The sequence below is a fragment of the Streptacidiphilus carbonis genome, from assembly GCF_000787775.1.
GTDB classification, from domain to species: domain Bacteria; phylum Actinomycetota; class Actinomycetes; order Streptomycetales; family Streptomycetaceae; genus Streptacidiphilus; species Streptacidiphilus carbonis.
The window spans coordinates 60,790-73,972 of record NZ_BBPM01000009.1; the positions used below are offsets into that span (position 1 = coordinate 60,790).

Sequence of the window (13,183 nt, forward strand, 5' to 3'; positions counted from 1 at the left end):
GTCCGTGGGGGCGGGGTGGGCGGCCAGGGCCGCATCCAGATCGGGGTACCAGCGGATGGCGGGGTCGCCCTGGCGCGGCGGCAGCGGGGTCCGGTCCGCGGGCAGTCCGGCCAGTTCGAGTGAGCGCCCCTGTTCGGCCAGTCTCCAGGCGGCGGCGACCACGGTGTCGTGGCCCCAGGGGGACCATCCCTGCAAAGCGGACAGGTCCACGATCAGGACCCCCTCGCCGCGGGCCAGGGCCCAGCCGACCGCCCCGGAGAAGCGGGCGGCGGCCTCGCCGCCCAGGTATCCGGACAGCGACAGGACCCCCACGCCGGGTCGCTTTTCGTAGTGCCACTGGATGGTCATCCGCTTTGAGTTCTTCGCAGGAAGGAATTGAGGTGCAGGTCTGAGGGCCGGTCAGTGGTTGCGGCCGCCGAAGTAGAACAGCAGCATCACGAAGGCGGCGAAGACGTGGAAGCCGACGACGTAGATGAACGCCCGGATCCACACGCCCCGGTTGGCGCGCCGCCCGCCGCCCTCACTGCCGTCGTCGGCGTCCTGCCGGGCTGCCTCGGCTTCGGCGGCGGCAGCGATCGCTGCCAGGACCGTGGCGGCGTCCGGTGGCGGGACGACGGCGCGGACGCGCCTGGTGGCTTTGGTCGGGCTCCCGCCGACCGACTCGGGGGCCGTTTCCGCCGTGTCAATGGGGTCGGTCATGGTTGCGGGTCTCCTTCCGGTGCGTACCTGGCCCCTCAGGGCCCGGGGTCGGGGTGTGGGGGCGGATGTGCAGGCGCCCGCCGGTCGTTTCGGCCCTGGCCAGCAAGGCGGTGACTCCGGCCGCGTCGGTCACGGTGCGCACCGGGATGTCGTGGCCGGGCTGGTGCTGGGTGACCTCGAAGCGCACGGGCGTCTCCTCGGATCGTGGTGGACAGGGCTCAGTCGGGGGTGCGGGGCAGGGCTGCGTGGATCGTCTTGCCGGGGCCGGTGAAGTTCGGTTGCAGGTCCAGGTGGCGGCCGCACTCGTGCACCAGGTTCGCCACTGCCCGCAGCCCGCTGGGAGCGCTCGGCTGGGCGATCGGCACATGCTGCAGCACCACCCGCGCGGAGCCCGGCGCCGGCGCGCCGGCCGCGGCCCGGTGCGGACGTCGGGGGCGCGTCACCGGACCGTCCCTGCCGACACCGCTGTGTTCTGCGAGCTCATGCGCTCTTTGCCACCGCGTCCCGGTCGGCTTCCTGCAGTTCGGCCAGCAGGTCCTGCTGGCCTGCGAGCAGCTCGGTCAGGATCCGTCGGGCCGCCCGCATCAGGTCCGCCACATCCCCGCCGGCCAGGGCGTAGACCACGGTGTCGCCCTCACGGGTGGCCGTCACGATGCCCGAACGCCGCAGCACCGCCAGCTGCTGGGACAGGTTGGAGCGCTCCACCTCGATCTGCGCGAGCAGGTCGCGTACCGGCATGGGCCCGTCCTGCAGAAGCTCCAGCACCCGGATCCGAACCGGATGCCCCAGCATGCGGAAGAACTCCGCCTTCGCCTGATACAGCGGAACCGGTGCCACCATCAACCCCACTCCTGCTCGATCGCCACGTCCGTCTGCTCTGCGGGCACATCCACACCCTGCTGCCGTGCCGCCCGCAGTGCGTCCTCCAACTCGTCGACCGCCAGCGACACCGCGGCGGGATCATGGGCGGCAACCGCCGCCACCACCCCGGCCCGGGCCGTGCGCACCCTTTGAACGAGCGCACTCATGGACACGTCCATCCCAGCACCTCCCGCCGATCCCACAGATCCAGCATGTAGCAACATGAAGAATTCTTCAATTCTACAGGGCGAGGAGTCCAAACCGGGCGGCGCACTCGGGCCACGCCTCCACTTGGCGGTCGCGCCACGGGCCGAGGATCTGATTGCGCGCCGCCTTGCGTTGCCATGGCTCGTCCGCCGGCCTCGACTGGTCCGGCGGGATCGACTCGGGCGCCCGGAGCGCAGACGGCGCGATGGCGTCGTCTGAGGCTTCGGGTGTCGTCACAGCTCGAAATTCACGGTCACCGGGGCGTGGTCGGACCAGCGCTCGGGGTGGGTGGCGGCGCGTTCGACGTGGGCGGTGAGGGCTCGGGCGGCGAGGCCGGGGGTGGCCATCTGGTAGTCGATCCGCCAGCCGGTGTCGTTGTCGAAGGCCCGCCCGCGGTAGGACCACCAGGAGTACGGGCCGTCGACGTCCGGGTGCAGGCGGCGGACGGTGTCGACGTAGCCGGCCTCGTCGATGACGCGGGTCATCCAGGCGCGCTCCTCCGGGAGGAAGCCGGAGTTCTTCCTGTTGCTCCTCCAGTTCCTCAGGTCCGCCTCATGATGCGCGATGTTCCAGTCGCCGCAGACCAGGACCTCGCGGCCGCCCGCCGCGGTGCGCTCGCGCAGGGCCTTGAGGTGGTCCAGGAACTCGACCTGGAAGCGCTCCTTCTCCTCCTGGCGCGGAGTGCCCACCTCGCCGGAGGGGAGGTAGAGGCTGGCGACGGTCAGGCCGGGGAGGTCGATCTCGGCGTAGCGGCCGGTTCCGTCGAACTCGGCGGAGCCGAAGCCGATGCGGGAGTCCTGCGGTTCGGCGCGGGAGAGGACCGCGACGCCGGCCCGGCCCCTGGCGGCGGACGGCGCCCACAGCACGTGCCAGCCCTCGGGCTCGCGTACGTGCTCGGCCAACTGCGCGGGCTCGGCGCGGACCTCCTGCAGGCAGACCACGTCGGCCTCGGTCGCGGCCAGCCACTCGACATAGCCCTTGCCGGTGGCTGCGCGCAGGCCGTTGACGTTGGCCGTGGAGACGGTGAGCGTGCTCATGGTGCCGGTGTTCCCTGCTGGCTCGGGGTCGGAGGTCCGGTCCATTGTCCCCTACGGCTCGCACCGTCCAGCGCTGCGCGCCCAGTCGGCGACGAGCGTGAGCAGGCCGAGGCGCCGGTGCAGGGTCTCGGCGGGGGACCGGCGGTCGTAGGCGCGGGCCGTGCCGTCCTCGTCGAGGCGGCACAGCATCGCGGGGGCGAGCCAGCTGTACTTGGCCGCGCCGGTGGCGGCGACGGCGGTGCGGACGGCGGCCTCGGACCCGTGCCAGCCTCCGGCGCGCAGACCGCGCAGATAGGCCTCGGGGAGTTCGGCGGCGATCTCGGGCAGCAGGGAGGCGTCGATCAGACCGTCGGCGACCGAGTCCACGATCAGGTTGGAGATGTCCTCGCCGATCGCCCCGGCGCCGGTGAACGACCAGTCCAGCAGGACGGTCCGGTCGTCCGCCGCGATCAGGTTCATTGGCCAGAGGTCCAGGTGGCAGAGGGTCTGCGGGGCGGCTTCGGCGATCGTCAGCAGATGGCCGTGGTCGGCAGCGAGCGTGGCCAGCTCGGCGCGAAGTGGTGCGGGCCAGGCGGCGACGGCCTCCGGGCGCGACCAGTCGGCCCGGCAGCCGTCGCCGCCCGGTTGCGGTACGGCGGCCAGGTACTGGCGCAACCAGCGCTGGGAAAGCCAGGGCTGGTCGGGAGGCCGGGCCGCGCAGGCAGCCTGGGCGATGCCGAGGCGGTGGGCGAGATCCGCGAGTTCTGCGACGCCCCACTGCGGGCCCGGCGCACCCCGGACGTCCTCCAGCCAGAGCGTCAGCGCGCCGTCGGGGTGCTCCTCGGCGGCGATCAGGGCCGGGGCGCCGAGGCCCGCGTCGGCGTACACGGTGGCGGCGAACCCCGTGCTGTAGGCGAGGTACTCGCGGCGCCAGTGGTTCCAGTGCCGCGGATCGACGCTGGTGGACCAGCGGTCGGTGCCGCTGCCCGAGGGGGTGAGCCGCTTGCGGACGGCGCTGCCGTCCGGCCCCCGAACGCGATCGATGCCGGCTGTGGCCCTGTTGTTCTGATTGTGGGTCAGCGGGACTGTTGTGTAGGGGCCCGGGCCCAGCACGGCGGCAACGGCGGACGGGGGCGGGGCGGATGCCATCTGTCCCACGGTGTCTCAGGCCGCCTCAGGCCGGGGTGACGAAGAGGGTCTGGGCGGCGTGGCCGATCGTGGACTTCTCGTCGAGGAGCAGGGTGTGGGTGAGGCCGATGCCGGCCGGGTCGAGGGTGGTGCGGGAGCTGAGGCCGACCCAGTCGCCGACCGGGGGGCGGCGCAGATGTAGCGTCAGGTCGGCGTTGGTGTAGCGGTAGCGGGCCATGTCGAGCTCGCAACACATTCGCAGATGTAACCCTAGGGATGGCAGCAATCAATGCACCTACCAGGGCATATGTCGTTCGGTCTGGGCCGGACCGGCTCTCAGCCGCGTCCTCAGACCTGGGATCGATAGAAGATCTTCCCCTCGTGGGGCACCACGCCGAGTGCTTCGTAGAGGGCTACGGCTGCTGGGTTGTCGCGGTCGGCCGTCCACTCGACGCGTGAGCAGCCTGCGGACCGTGCCTCTCCGTTCACGGCCGTCATCAGCTCCCGTGCGACGCCGCGTAGACGGTGCGCCTCCCGCACGTACAGCTCCTTGAGGTAGAGGCTCGTCTCTGCCCCTGCGGCAGGCCACAGGAAGCACACGGAGGCCAGACCGACCACCTGTGCGCCGTCGCGGGCGAGCAGCACGGTAGCGGCTGGTTGCGGGCCGAACAGGGCATCGCGTACCTGCTTGACGTCGGGAACCAGGTAGGTGCCGCCGTAGTAGCGTTCGATCTCGCCGAGCATCTGCGCGATGGTCTCCGCGTCGCCTTCGGTCGCTTGCTCGATGGTCAGCCCCACGGGGGCCCCTTTCATCCGGCCGAGGGCAGCGCCAGCACGTTCCGCAGGTTCTGCACCTCGGGTAGCTGTGTACCCGTCCCGGTCACGCTATCTGCAAGATCACGCGCACGGTAGAGGATCAACGCGCTGCGGTATTCGACCGGCAGGGCCAGCACGCTGTCTGTCGCGAGTTGCACCCCGGCTGCGGCGTCGCCGTCCCAGGACAGGCAGGCGGCTCTGTCGAGAAGGATCAGGGTGCGGTCGGTGCGGTTCTCTTCGGGATACAGGTCCAGCGCTCGCTGTTGCTGCTCCCATGCCCGCTCGCTCTCGTGGAGCGATGTCCACGCGTTGCCTGAGTGGAAGGCAAGTTGCGCCTCGTCGTAGCCGAGAGCGGACGGCTGACGATCTTCTGGCGACAGGCGGAGGATGGCTCTCTCGGCTCGGCCGAGTGCGCTTTCGGCTTCGTCCCGACGGCCAGCCAAGGCATGGGCTCTGGCCTCCAATGGAGCGGCGAGAGCATCGGCCACGCAGGGGAGGCCGCCTGCAAGTTGCTGGGCGCGTACAGCCAGTTCAACGGCTCCGTCCCGATCTCCACCGTAGTAGAGCTGGTAGGACTCCTGGGCGTAGATCCATGCCAGGGTGGGCCGGTCCTCGGCTTGGGTGGCTGCTGCCCGTCCGGTGCGCCACCAGTCGCGTGCCCCTGGGTCGTCGAGCTTCAGCAAGGTGAGCGCCACCAGGCCGGAGAGGCAGGCGCACGCAGCCAGGAGCGCCTTGCGTGTGCTCGGCGGGTGGCGGTGGTTCAGCAGCGTTCGTAAGTCGCGGAAGTCTGCTAACAGGTCGGCGAGAAGCTCCCGCTCGGGGCGGTACCGGGTCGCGCGGCCGTGTCGGGCAACGGTGAACTGCCACTCGTCCAAGGAAGCTGATGTCATCGGCCCCGCTGCCAGCTGATCGGCGAATCCCGCCTGAAGGGCTGCGGCCTGCGCGGTCAACGACGCGCCTGGTGGGTGCGCGGCGAGGGTGATCAACAGGCCGTGGCAAGCGAGCGCTTCGTCAAGTGCCTTTGCTGTAGCGGCAGTTGGATGCCGCTTGCCGTTCTCAAGATCGGACACGACGGTCTTGCCGCAGTTGGCCAGCCGGGCAACATCGCGTATCGACAGGGTTCCGCGTAGGCGTCGCAGGGCCTGCCCGAATGTCTCCTCGTCCATGGAAAGCCCCCCGGTGTCCGCGCTGTCCGCAGCAGAGCGGACAGGGGCGGACACGAGTCCTATACCGCTGGCAGCTCCGTACATCGAGGCTACTCGTATCACAGCATTTCCGGTCAGCCGATCACGAGAGGCGTCACTCCGATGACTCAACAGTCTCCGTTGCCAACCGAAGTCCACTGGGACCGTGCGGCGTTGCGCTGGCGAGTCACCATCAACGGCGAACCGATGCTCGGCGACGACGGGAAACCGCTTGGGTGGGGCCGGTTCAACGATGCCTACGACGTGATGTCGATGGCCAAGGCGGGCACGCCGGAGAGTGCGATGGCTGTTCAGCGTCCGCCGGACCCGGAGATCGGCACGTGCGTGGTGGACACCCGCACCGAGCGCACGGCCGTGGTGACGGACGTCCGGGACGGCCGGTTGTACCTGCGTCCTCCGGGGTGGGGTGAGGAGTGGGAGGCCATGCCTGCGCATGTGCGTCTTGCGACGGAGCCGGAGCGGCTGTCTTCCCGCTTGGCGGAGCAGAACCTCAGGAGCCGGATGCGGGGAGTGTCATGACGGCGCGTGCTTCAGCTGCCGCCATGCGGATTGCGGCGCGGGGCTCAGTGTTCCGCTGCGGGTACTGCCGGGGGTGGGTGCGAGTGACTGCGGGGCGGGTGGCGACCGTGCGCAATGAGGTGCGCTTCGTCCACGCCTGGCACCCGATACGCCCCGGTGAGGGGCGGCTGATCCGCTGAGACTCCCGCGCGGGGCGGGAACAGAGCCTCTGCCTCGCGCGGGTCAACGTCCCCGGTCTCGGTCCTCCCGTCTGGGGTCGGGGACCTGTACGTCGATCAACAACCGAATGAGGTGCCGGACCACCCCCGACCTTGACGGGAGAGAGGGTGGTCCGGTGGGTGTTAACCCGGTGCCAATGGTACCCGGGTGCGCACGCATGTTCGTAGGCATCCCGCTTCCCAACGGCACCGTGACGGATGGTCTGATGCCTGGAAGGGGCTGGTACGGCAATGCGGGATGAAGACGCTGAGCTGTGGGAGCGTCAGTTCGATGACACGGATGCGGACTCCTGGGCGCTGCTGCCGGGGGCGGACTGTACGGCCGGTTCGTGGTGGGCGCGTGCGGCGGCGGCCCGGCTGAACGATGCCCTGGCGGAGTGCGGGTTCGAGATCTGGGAGATCGAGGCGGCGGGCAGCGTCACTGCGGACGGGCGGGGCCTGGTGCGGGTGGTCGGCTCGCCGCTGGCCGTGCGCCGCCTGGTGCGCATGCTGGAGCTGCTGGGCCCGTCCGGTGACGCGGACTGGAGGCGCGGCGCGGCATAGCGGCTCTGGCCTGGGCTTGGGCGGCGGTGGGCAATCGGCCGGCGGGGAGGCTCCGCAGGTACCACGACGGTGCCCGCTGCCGTCCCGGCTGCCGTCGACCCACACGTCAGTGGAGCGGGCTTGCCCCCGGGTGTCCAGGTGGAGCGCCCCACTGGACGACCGACCTGGACACCCGGGGGCAAGCCCGCTCGGCTCCGCTTGGGTCGACGGCAGACGGGACGGCAGCACCACGCCAGCCACCCACTACCGGGGCCCGCAGTCTGGGCCGTGGCCATCCCGGAGCCTGAGCGCCCCCGCCGGAGGCGTCCTCAGGGGCTGGCGGCGTACTTTGAAAGCGGCTCTGGCCGCGATTCCGCGAAAGTTATGGCTGGCTGCGACGGTTCGGTGTCCTGTTGGATGACCTGGTGGAATACATAGCTGCTGAGCTGTTCACCGATGCTGGCAATGGCGCTGTCGTGCGCCTGCCCCCGCGCAAGTTTCCGGGTGTGCTCATCCAGGGCGACTCACTGTCGATCATCCGCGCCGACGTGGCCGAGATCATGAGAGCCTGCGACCAGGGTGACATCGACGAGGCCCGCGAGGCTGCGGCAATTCTCCTCGTCGGCCTGGACGGCTTGCTGGCCCGCTATACCGCAGCATTGAAGGACCACGGCATCACCCGGCCCTACTGACCCCCGGTCCTACTCTCTGGTCCCGGAGCGCCTCGCCGAAGGGCTGGCTGGCACGTGTCCGTCCCTGGGGCTCCACTTGGGCCGTGCCGGGTGCGTGCCGGTGCTTCTGACGTTCATGGGGTGTGCGCGCCGCCCTTGAGTAAGTACAGAAGAGTTCCGCCACGCATGATCCAGGGGAGGGCTGTGATGGTGCGCATGTTGACGGGGTCGCGGGGCTGTGGCTTCGGCGCGGGCAGAGGGGTACGGTCCCTGCATGCTTGATCCGCGTGGGGGCGCAATGCGCAGTCGCATCGTGACTGGTGGCACCGTGGGGCTGATTGTCCTGGTGGTGGTCGTTCCACCGCTGGTCGTCGGGCGGCCGTTTGCTCAGTCGGTGGTGCTGCTGGTTCCTGGCTTGGCCACGGTTTTCGGTTGGGCTCTGCTGATGCAGTCCAAGACCGGCAGGTATTCCGACCGAGAGGTCAACGGTGATTGGCTCACGGTTCGGACCTGGACGGGCCCCCGGTCGATCAACCTGGTCTCGTTGGCGCGCGTGCGCTGCTGGGTGATGCACTCCAGGAACGGGCACCGCACCGTCATGTACTCGCTGGCTGACACGTTCGGCAACCACTTGTACTTCGACGAGGCTTTCAGTCGGATTGTCCGGGCAGCGATAGAGGAGACACGCGCTCAGCATGGCGTCCACAGCGTCCTGGTATCGGAGCGCAGCTCGTCCGAACTGGGCTTTGAGAGCCTGCCGAAGTCGGCTGCCCTACTCGGAGGCCTGCTGCTGGTCCTGTGGATTGTCGCCTTGTTTCTTTGCCCGATGATTGCCGCCGCGATCATCGCGCAGCGTTGACCCGAGTCGGTGTCTCTGTAGGTGATGCTCTGGCATGGCGGCAGCGGGCATCGACTGGGCCGCAGGCGATTGGGCCCTCTGTGCTGCAACCGTCAAGGGTCATGTGAGCTGCGGTCCTTGAAGATCTCAGGGTCCCGTCAGGGTCGGAATTTGTAGCGCACGATCGTGCGATTTGAGAGAATGTCAGTTGTCAGGACGTCTGTCGTCCGAACGGAAAACCGCCCGTGCCGGTGACCATGCCGGTGAAGCGGACTGCTGGGTGACTCCTCCCGGGTGGCACCGGTGAGCGCGTGGGTTATGGGCGTACCCGCCCCAAGGCTTCGCCAGCCGGCCAACATCAACTTCCTCGTATCCCTGGGCGCTCTGTGCCCGCATCCCTGCTCCGGCCGACCGCCGGTGATCTTGAGAGGTCTCGTCATGAGCACACCCCGAACCAGTGCACCGCAGTACGTCCCCCTGTTCCTGCTGCATGCCTGGAGGCTGCATCATGCCCGCCAACCCTGGCGGCGACTTGGGCCCCGCCCCGGTCACCCGTACCGAAAATCCAAACCCCGCTGTGGCAGCCCGCCGCGCGTGGCTGACCCGTAACGCCCGCCTGCGCTCCCTGTCGGACGTGGACCGCGACATCATCCGCCTGGCCAACAACCCCGGCTTCAAGCGGTGGCTGGAGCAGATCCACGACATCGGCGGCTGCGCCAACCCGATCTACCTGTCCGGCTGGACCCGCACCGTGGACCCGTCCACCGGTGAAGTCCTGCTCTCCTACTCGACGTCCGGCGAACCCGGGGAGCGGCTGGCGCTGCGCTGCGGCAACCGGCGTGCCACCCGCTGCGGCCCATGCTCGCGCCTGTACCAGGGCGACACGTTCCAGCTGGTGCGCTCCGGCCTGCTCGGCGGCAAGAGCGTCCCTGAGCACGTCGGCGCGCACCCGAGGCTGTTCGTCACGCTGACCGCCCCGTCATTCGGCGCGGTGCACCACACGACGCCACCAGCGCAGGGGCCCTGTCGGCGTCGGCGCGGGATCTGCCAGCACGGGGCCCGGCTCGGGTGCGGCCTGGTCCACTCCGAGGACGACCCGCTCATAGGCACGCCGCTGTGTGTGGCCTGCTACGACTACACCGAGCATGTCCTGTGGCACGCGCACGCGGGGCGGCTGTGGGACCGCTTCACCACCGGTGTGCGCCGCCACCTCGCCTCTGCCGTGGGCATCGCCCGCACCCGGCTGCGTGACCACCTGGTCGTCTCCTTCGCGAAGGTCGCCGAGTACCAGAAGCGCGGAGCCATCCACTTCCACGCCGTGGTGCGGCTCGACGGGCCGGAACCCTACGCGCCTCCCCCCGGCTGGGCTACCCCGGAGCTGCTGGACGCCTGCGTGCGGGCGGTGGCGGCCTCGGCCTGGGTGGATGCTTCGGACTGCGACGCGTACGGCTCCTACCGGCTGCGCTTCGGCGATCAGCTGTACGTGCGGGAGATTGCGGCGTTCGGCTCCGACGGGCAGGCGCTGACCGATGACGCGGTAGCCGGGTACGTGGCCAAGTACGTGACCAAGAGCGCGGAAGTCGCCGGTGCCATCGACTACCCGATCACCTCGGCCGAGAGCATCGCTCACCTGCCGGTGTCCACGCACGTGCGGGCCCTGATCGGGGCCTGCTGGAAGCTGGGCGCTCTGCCGGAGTCGGAGCCGCTGCGGCTGCGGGCCTGGGCGCACATGCTGGGCTACCGGGGCCACTGCCTGACCAAGACCCGGGCCTACTCCACCACCTACGGCGAACTACGCGCCGTGCGTGCCCGGCACCGCTGCGGGCCCCCGCTCCCCGGCGACCTGGAGACCGTCACCGAGTCCGCGTGGCGCTACATCGGACACGGCTACACCCCCGGCGAAGCAGAACTTGCCGCAGGCATCGCCGACAACATCACTCAGAACCGCGAGATCGCCCGTGAAGCCCTCGCCGACGAGAACGCCGGGGGGTGGTCGGATGGCGAAGCGTCGCGCTGATCCTCGCAAGGAGGAGGATGAGGATTGGGCCTGGGCCCGGAACTTTGCCCGGCGTTCCCCCCGATGGTCCGATGTCCGCTGGCGTCGGATGAACGAAGCCCTCGGGCTGAGGGTCACGACCAATGGGCAGGATTCCGAGGACTGAGAACCCTACGGGCCCGCTCAGTCTCGCTCTCAGTCTTCTTCGCGGGGGATCGGGGTCAGTCGGTTGCGGAGAGGCTGGTTTCGACCAACGGCGGGAGCGACTATGACCGCCGTCAAAGCTCGCTCGACGTAGGTGCGCTGGTCGATGAACTCCAGCTCCTTCCACGTGGAGCGCAGATCGACGGGCTTCCCACGCAAGGCGGCCTGCTTGCGTTGGAAAGCCGCGCGTTCGCGGTTCAACCGGCGCTCGGTCGCCTCGGCCTTGCCGAGGAATTCGAAGAACCGTTCCTTGGTCACCTGGCGGTCGGCGCGGGCCTGTGTCCACTCCGCGATGTCCTCCCGGACGCGAGCGAGTTCGTCCTCCTTGTCCCACTTGCCGGGGGCCTGCTGCGCCTCGCGATTGGCGGCCTCTTCCTCGTATTTGGCAATCACCATCTTGGCAATGAGTGCATCGGTGTCCGGGCCAGGGATCCTCACTCCGCCGCAGCCGCCGCCGCTGGAGTTCTTCCCTGGGCAGGTGTAGTAGAAGAACCCCTCCGGCTTACCCCGGGACGCCGGTGCCTTGCTGGCTCGAAGGTAGGCGTTGCAGCCGGCCTTTCCGCATCGCAGGGTGCCGGAGCAGAGGTACTTGCGCGCATTGACGCCGTCACCACGTCCCTGGGCCGTGCCGATCAATTCCACGACTGCTCGCCAGTCGTCTACCGACAGAATGGGGGTCCAGGTGCCTTTCACGAGTTCGCCGGACGCGTCGTCGGTGACGATTTCCATACGCCGGTTCTCTGCCCTGGTAGCGGGGTCGAATTCTGAGACATGGCGTGACCTGTAGCCGCACAGACGCGGGTTGCGCAGGACCTGCTTGAGCGTCTGCGGCTTCCACTGGTTGCCCAGGGTGCTGGTCAGGCCCTGACTGTTCCAGTCGGCAACAATGCTGCGCAGGGAGGCCCCGGCGAGTAGGCGCTTTGCGGCGGCGCGAATCGCCTTCGCTTCAGGGGGGTTGAGCGTGCGCTTGTCGTCCTGCCAGCCGAACGGGCGTCGGCTGCCGGTGGGTATCCCCGCCTGCTCCATCGCGCGGTGCTTGCGAGTTACACGACGCGCTGTGTCGGCTGACTGTTTGTTCGAAGTGGCGACCAGGATCCGGGCGACGGTGCGCCCGTTGTCGGTCAGCAGGTCGAGGGTGCCCGTGATGTCGATGATCGGGTGACGGAAGTTCTCCACTACCTCGATGGCGTCCTCAAGGTGACGATTGTCGCGCGTCAGTCGGTCCACGTCGGAGACGATCAGGCCGTCCATTCGGACCCCGTCCGGCGTGCGGCCTGCCTTGAGGTCGTTGAGTGCCCCCTCAAACACGGGGCGGACCACGCGATACGTCACGCGGCCGTCAGGTAGCCGTACGCGCTTGCGCTTCCACGCGGATGTGTCCGGCTCCTCGTAGGTGTGGACGTAGATGCCGCCCCGGGACTCCACGTAGCGGCGGTTGTCCTTCTCCTGCTCGTCGCGGCTCTTGATGTCCCGCCCGGTCAAGGGGTGGAACTGTCGATGACCGGAGGCTGTGTCAGGGACGGATCCGCCGGTCGTCAGTGGCTTCTCTTCGGTCTCGAACGAGAGCCGCGTGAGACCTGCCCAGTTCTGCCCGCTCAGATCACCTAAGTGGGCCCGCTGTACCAAGTCGTCTGCCATGCCTGGAGGTTACATCTGTTGATGTGCTGCTCGCCGGAGATGCCGTTGCCGGAGTCGGCGGCGATCAGGGTGCGGCACAGGCCGGAGGTCTCCTCGTCGGCGACCAGCGGGTGGCGGGGGCGGAACCAGCAGGTGGCCGGGCCGCGCTCGGTGAAGGAACCGGCCACGAAGCGGACCTCGACGGCGGTGTGGTAGCCCTCGTCCCAGCGGACCGGGAAGCTGCCCTCCGGAGCCTCCTGCGGGCCGGGGCAGGGGAGCGGCTGGTCCACGCCCGGGGCCGCGCCCTCCTCGGCGCGCATGAGCAGGGCGGTGGCGCGCATGGCCACCCGGCCGTCGGTGAGTCGGAGTTCGGCCTCGACCCGGCCGACGTTGCGACCCGACTCGGCGGCCCGGACCGCCACCTCGACCTCCGCGAGCGGGACCGGGCGCAGGATCTCGAAGGTCATCCGGACCACCCTCGCGCCGGGCCGCTGCTCGGCGGCGAACCGCTCGGCGGCACGCCCCAGCAGTGCCGCCGGGGGTCCCGCGTGCTGGGCGCCGGGGTCCCAGGGGCCGCGGGTGAGGGCGGTCGCGGTGAAGCGGCCCCCGGGGCCGGGGAGGTAGAAGGCGTGGGCGGAGGTCATTACCGAACAGTAATGCGTCGTG

Annotated in this window: 18 protein-coding genes; 5 read left to right on the plus strand and 13 right to left on the minus strand. The window is 69.5% G+C overall.

Annotated elements, in window-relative coordinates; translation table 11 throughout:
- The 11 genes from TR46_RS09485 to TR46_RS09540 form a co-directional block, all read right to left on the minus strand.
- On the minus strand, nt 1-348 hold a 348-nt coding region (locus TR46_RS09485), incomplete at its 3' end, for an STAS domain-containing protein (protein ID WP_063770559.1).
- A 51-nt stretch (nt 349-399) separates the two neighbouring features.
- Nucleotides 400-699, minus strand: a complete 300-nt coding sequence (locus TR46_RS44085; protein WP_042396777.1) for a DUF6126 family protein — start codon at nt 697-699, stop codon at nt 400-402.
- Entirely contained in the window at nt 683-886 is a 204-nt protein-coding gene (locus TR46_RS09495; RefSeq protein WP_042396780.1) for a DUF8834 family protein, read from the minus strand. Before TR46_RS09495 ends, TR46_RS44085 begins: the two co-directional genes overlap by 17 nt.
- Before the next feature lie 31 nt (nt 887-917).
- A complete protein-coding gene (locus tag TR46_RS09500) occupies nt 918-1,142 on the minus strand; it encodes a hypothetical protein (RefSeq protein WP_042396782.1) in 225 nt (74 codons plus the stop codon).
- Between the two features lie 37 nt (nt 1,143-1,179).
- A complete protein-coding gene (locus TR46_RS09505; RefSeq protein ID WP_042396785.1) occupies nt 1,180-1,539 on the minus strand; it encodes an ArsR/SmtB family transcription factor in 360 nt (119 codons plus the stop codon).
- The gene (locus TR46_RS09510; RefSeq protein WP_236655271.1) at nt 1,539-1,727 is read right to left on the minus strand and encodes a hypothetical protein; all 189 of its coding nucleotides are present in this window, start codon (nt 1,725-1,727) and stop codon (nt 1,539-1,541) included. Before TR46_RS09510 ends, TR46_RS09505 begins: the two co-directional genes overlap by 1 nt.
- A 273-nt stretch (nt 1,728-2,000) precedes the next feature.
- Entirely contained in the window at nt 2,001-2,804 is an 804-nt protein-coding gene (locus TR46_RS09520; protein ID WP_042397083.1) for an exodeoxyribonuclease III, read from the minus strand.
- A 51-nt stretch (nt 2,805-2,855) separates the two neighbouring features.
- A complete protein-coding gene (locus TR46_RS09525) occupies nt 2,856-3,932 on the minus strand; it encodes a protein kinase family protein (protein ID WP_152626379.1) in 1,077 nt (358 codons plus the stop codon).
- A 25-nt stretch (nt 3,933-3,957) separates the two neighbouring features.
- The gene (locus TR46_RS09530; protein WP_152626380.1) at nt 3,958-4,167 is read right to left on the minus strand and encodes a thioesterase family protein; all 210 of its coding nucleotides are present in this window, start codon (nt 4,165-4,167) and stop codon (nt 3,958-3,960) included.
- 92 nt (nt 4,168-4,259) lie between these two features.
- Nucleotides 4,260-4,709: a GNAT family N-acetyltransferase gene (locus tag TR46_RS09535; protein ID WP_042396794.1), complete on the minus strand. Its 450-nt coding sequence runs from the start codon at nt 4,707-4,709 to the stop codon at nt 4,260-4,262.
- Nucleotides 4,710-4,720: 11 nt separating this feature from the next.
- Nucleotides 4,721-5,893 (minus strand): helix-turn-helix domain-containing protein, encoded by a 1,173-nt coding sequence (locus tag TR46_RS09540; protein ID WP_236655272.1) that lies wholly within the window; start codon nt 5,891-5,893, stop codon nt 4,721-4,723.
- Nucleotides 5,894-6,034: 141 nt separating this feature from the next.
- Between TR46_RS09540 and TR46_RS40850 the strand changes: the two genes are divergently transcribed.
- The 5 genes from TR46_RS40850 to TR46_RS09565 all read left to right on the plus strand — a co-directional run bounded on the left by TR46_RS40850 (nt 6,035) and on the right by TR46_RS09565 (nt 10,717).
- Nucleotides 6,035-6,451, plus strand: coding sequence for a hypothetical protein (locus TR46_RS40850; RefSeq protein WP_152626381.1), 417 nt, complete (start codon nt 6,035-6,037; stop codon nt 6,449-6,451).
- 449 nt (nt 6,452-6,900) lie between these two features.
- Nucleotides 6,901-7,212 carry a hypothetical protein gene (locus TR46_RS09550; protein ID WP_052432663.1) on the plus strand — a complete coding sequence of 104 codons (312 nt, stop codon included), beginning with the start codon at nt 6,901-6,903 and terminating at the stop codon, nt 7,210-7,212.
- Between the two features lie 404 nt (nt 7,213-7,616).
- Nucleotides 7,617-7,883 carry a DUF6959 family protein gene (locus TR46_RS09555; RefSeq protein WP_042396799.1) on the plus strand — a complete coding sequence of 89 codons (267 nt, stop codon included), beginning with the start codon at nt 7,617-7,619 and terminating at the stop codon, nt 7,881-7,883.
- Nucleotides 7,884-8,136: 253 nt separating this feature from the next.
- Nucleotides 8,137-8,721 carry a hypothetical protein gene (locus TR46_RS09560; protein WP_152626382.1) on the plus strand — a complete coding sequence of 195 codons (585 nt, stop codon included), beginning with the start codon at nt 8,137-8,139 and terminating at the stop codon, nt 8,719-8,721.
- A gap of 556 nt (nt 8,722-9,277) precedes the next feature.
- Nucleotides 9,278-10,717 carry a replication initiator gene (locus TR46_RS09565; RefSeq protein ID WP_042396806.1) on the plus strand — a complete coding sequence of 480 codons (1,440 nt, stop codon included), beginning with the start codon at nt 9,278-9,280 and terminating at the stop codon, nt 10,715-10,717.
- A gap of 174 nt (nt 10,718-10,891) precedes the next feature.
- On the opposite strand, the gene TR46_RS09570 is transcribed toward TR46_RS09565, so the two are convergent.
- Complete coding sequence (locus TR46_RS09570) at nt 10,892-12,538, minus strand: recombinase family protein (RefSeq protein ID WP_042396812.1); 1,647 nt, start codon at nt 12,536-12,538, stop codon at nt 10,892-10,894.
- Nucleotides 12,505-13,161, minus strand: coding sequence for a thioesterase family protein (locus TR46_RS09575; protein WP_052432664.1), 657 nt, complete (start codon nt 13,159-13,161; stop codon nt 12,505-12,507). Before TR46_RS09575 ends, TR46_RS09570 begins: the two co-directional genes overlap by 34 nt.
- Nucleotides 13,162-13,183: the final 22 nt, after the last annotated feature.

Coding starts and splice junctions, on each gene's coding strand:
- TR46_RS09550 (WP_052432663.1), top strand. CDS start 6,901: ATGCGGGATGAAGACGCTGAGCTGTGGGAGCGTCAGTTCGATGACACG.
- TR46_RS09570 (WP_042396812.1), bottom strand. CDS start 12,538: ATGGCAGACGACTTGGTACAGCGGGCCCACTTAGGTGATCTGAGCGGG.
- TR46_RS44085 (WP_042396777.1), bottom strand. CDS start 699: ATGACCGACCCCATTGACACGGCGGAAACGGCCCCCGAGTCGGTCGGC.
- TR46_RS09530 (WP_152626380.1), bottom strand. CDS start 4,167: ATGTGTTGCGAGCTCGACATGGCCCGCTACCGCTACACCAACGCCGAC.
- TR46_RS09540 (WP_236655272.1), bottom strand. CDS start 5,893: ATGGACGAGGAGACATTCGGGCAGGCCCTGCGACGCCTACGCGGAACC.
- TR46_RS09505 (WP_042396785.1), bottom strand. CDS start 1,539: ATGGTGGCACCGGTTCCGCTGTATCAGGCGAAGGCGGAGTTCTTCCGC.
- TR46_RS09560 (WP_152626382.1), top strand. CDS start 8,137: ATGCTTGATCCGCGTGGGGGCGCAATGCGCAGTCGCATCGTGACTGGT.
- TR46_RS09575 (WP_052432664.1), bottom strand. CDS start 13,161: ATGACCTCCGCCCACGCCTTCTACCTCCCCGGCCCCGGGGGCCGCTTC.
- TR46_RS09520 (WP_042397083.1), bottom strand. CDS start 2,804: ATGAGCACGCTCACCGTCTCCACGGCCAACGTCAACGGCCTGCGCGCA.
- TR46_RS40850 (WP_152626381.1), top strand. CDS start 6,035: ATGACTCAACAGTCTCCGTTGCCAACCGAAGTCCACTGGGACCGTGCG.
- TR46_RS09510 (WP_236655271.1), bottom strand. CDS start 1,727: ATGAGTGCGCTCGTTCAAAGGGTGCGCACGGCCCGGGCCGGGGTGGTG.
- TR46_RS09525 (WP_152626379.1), bottom strand. CDS start 3,932: ATGGCATCCGCCCCGCCCCCGTCCGCCGTTGCCGCCGTGCTGGGCCCG.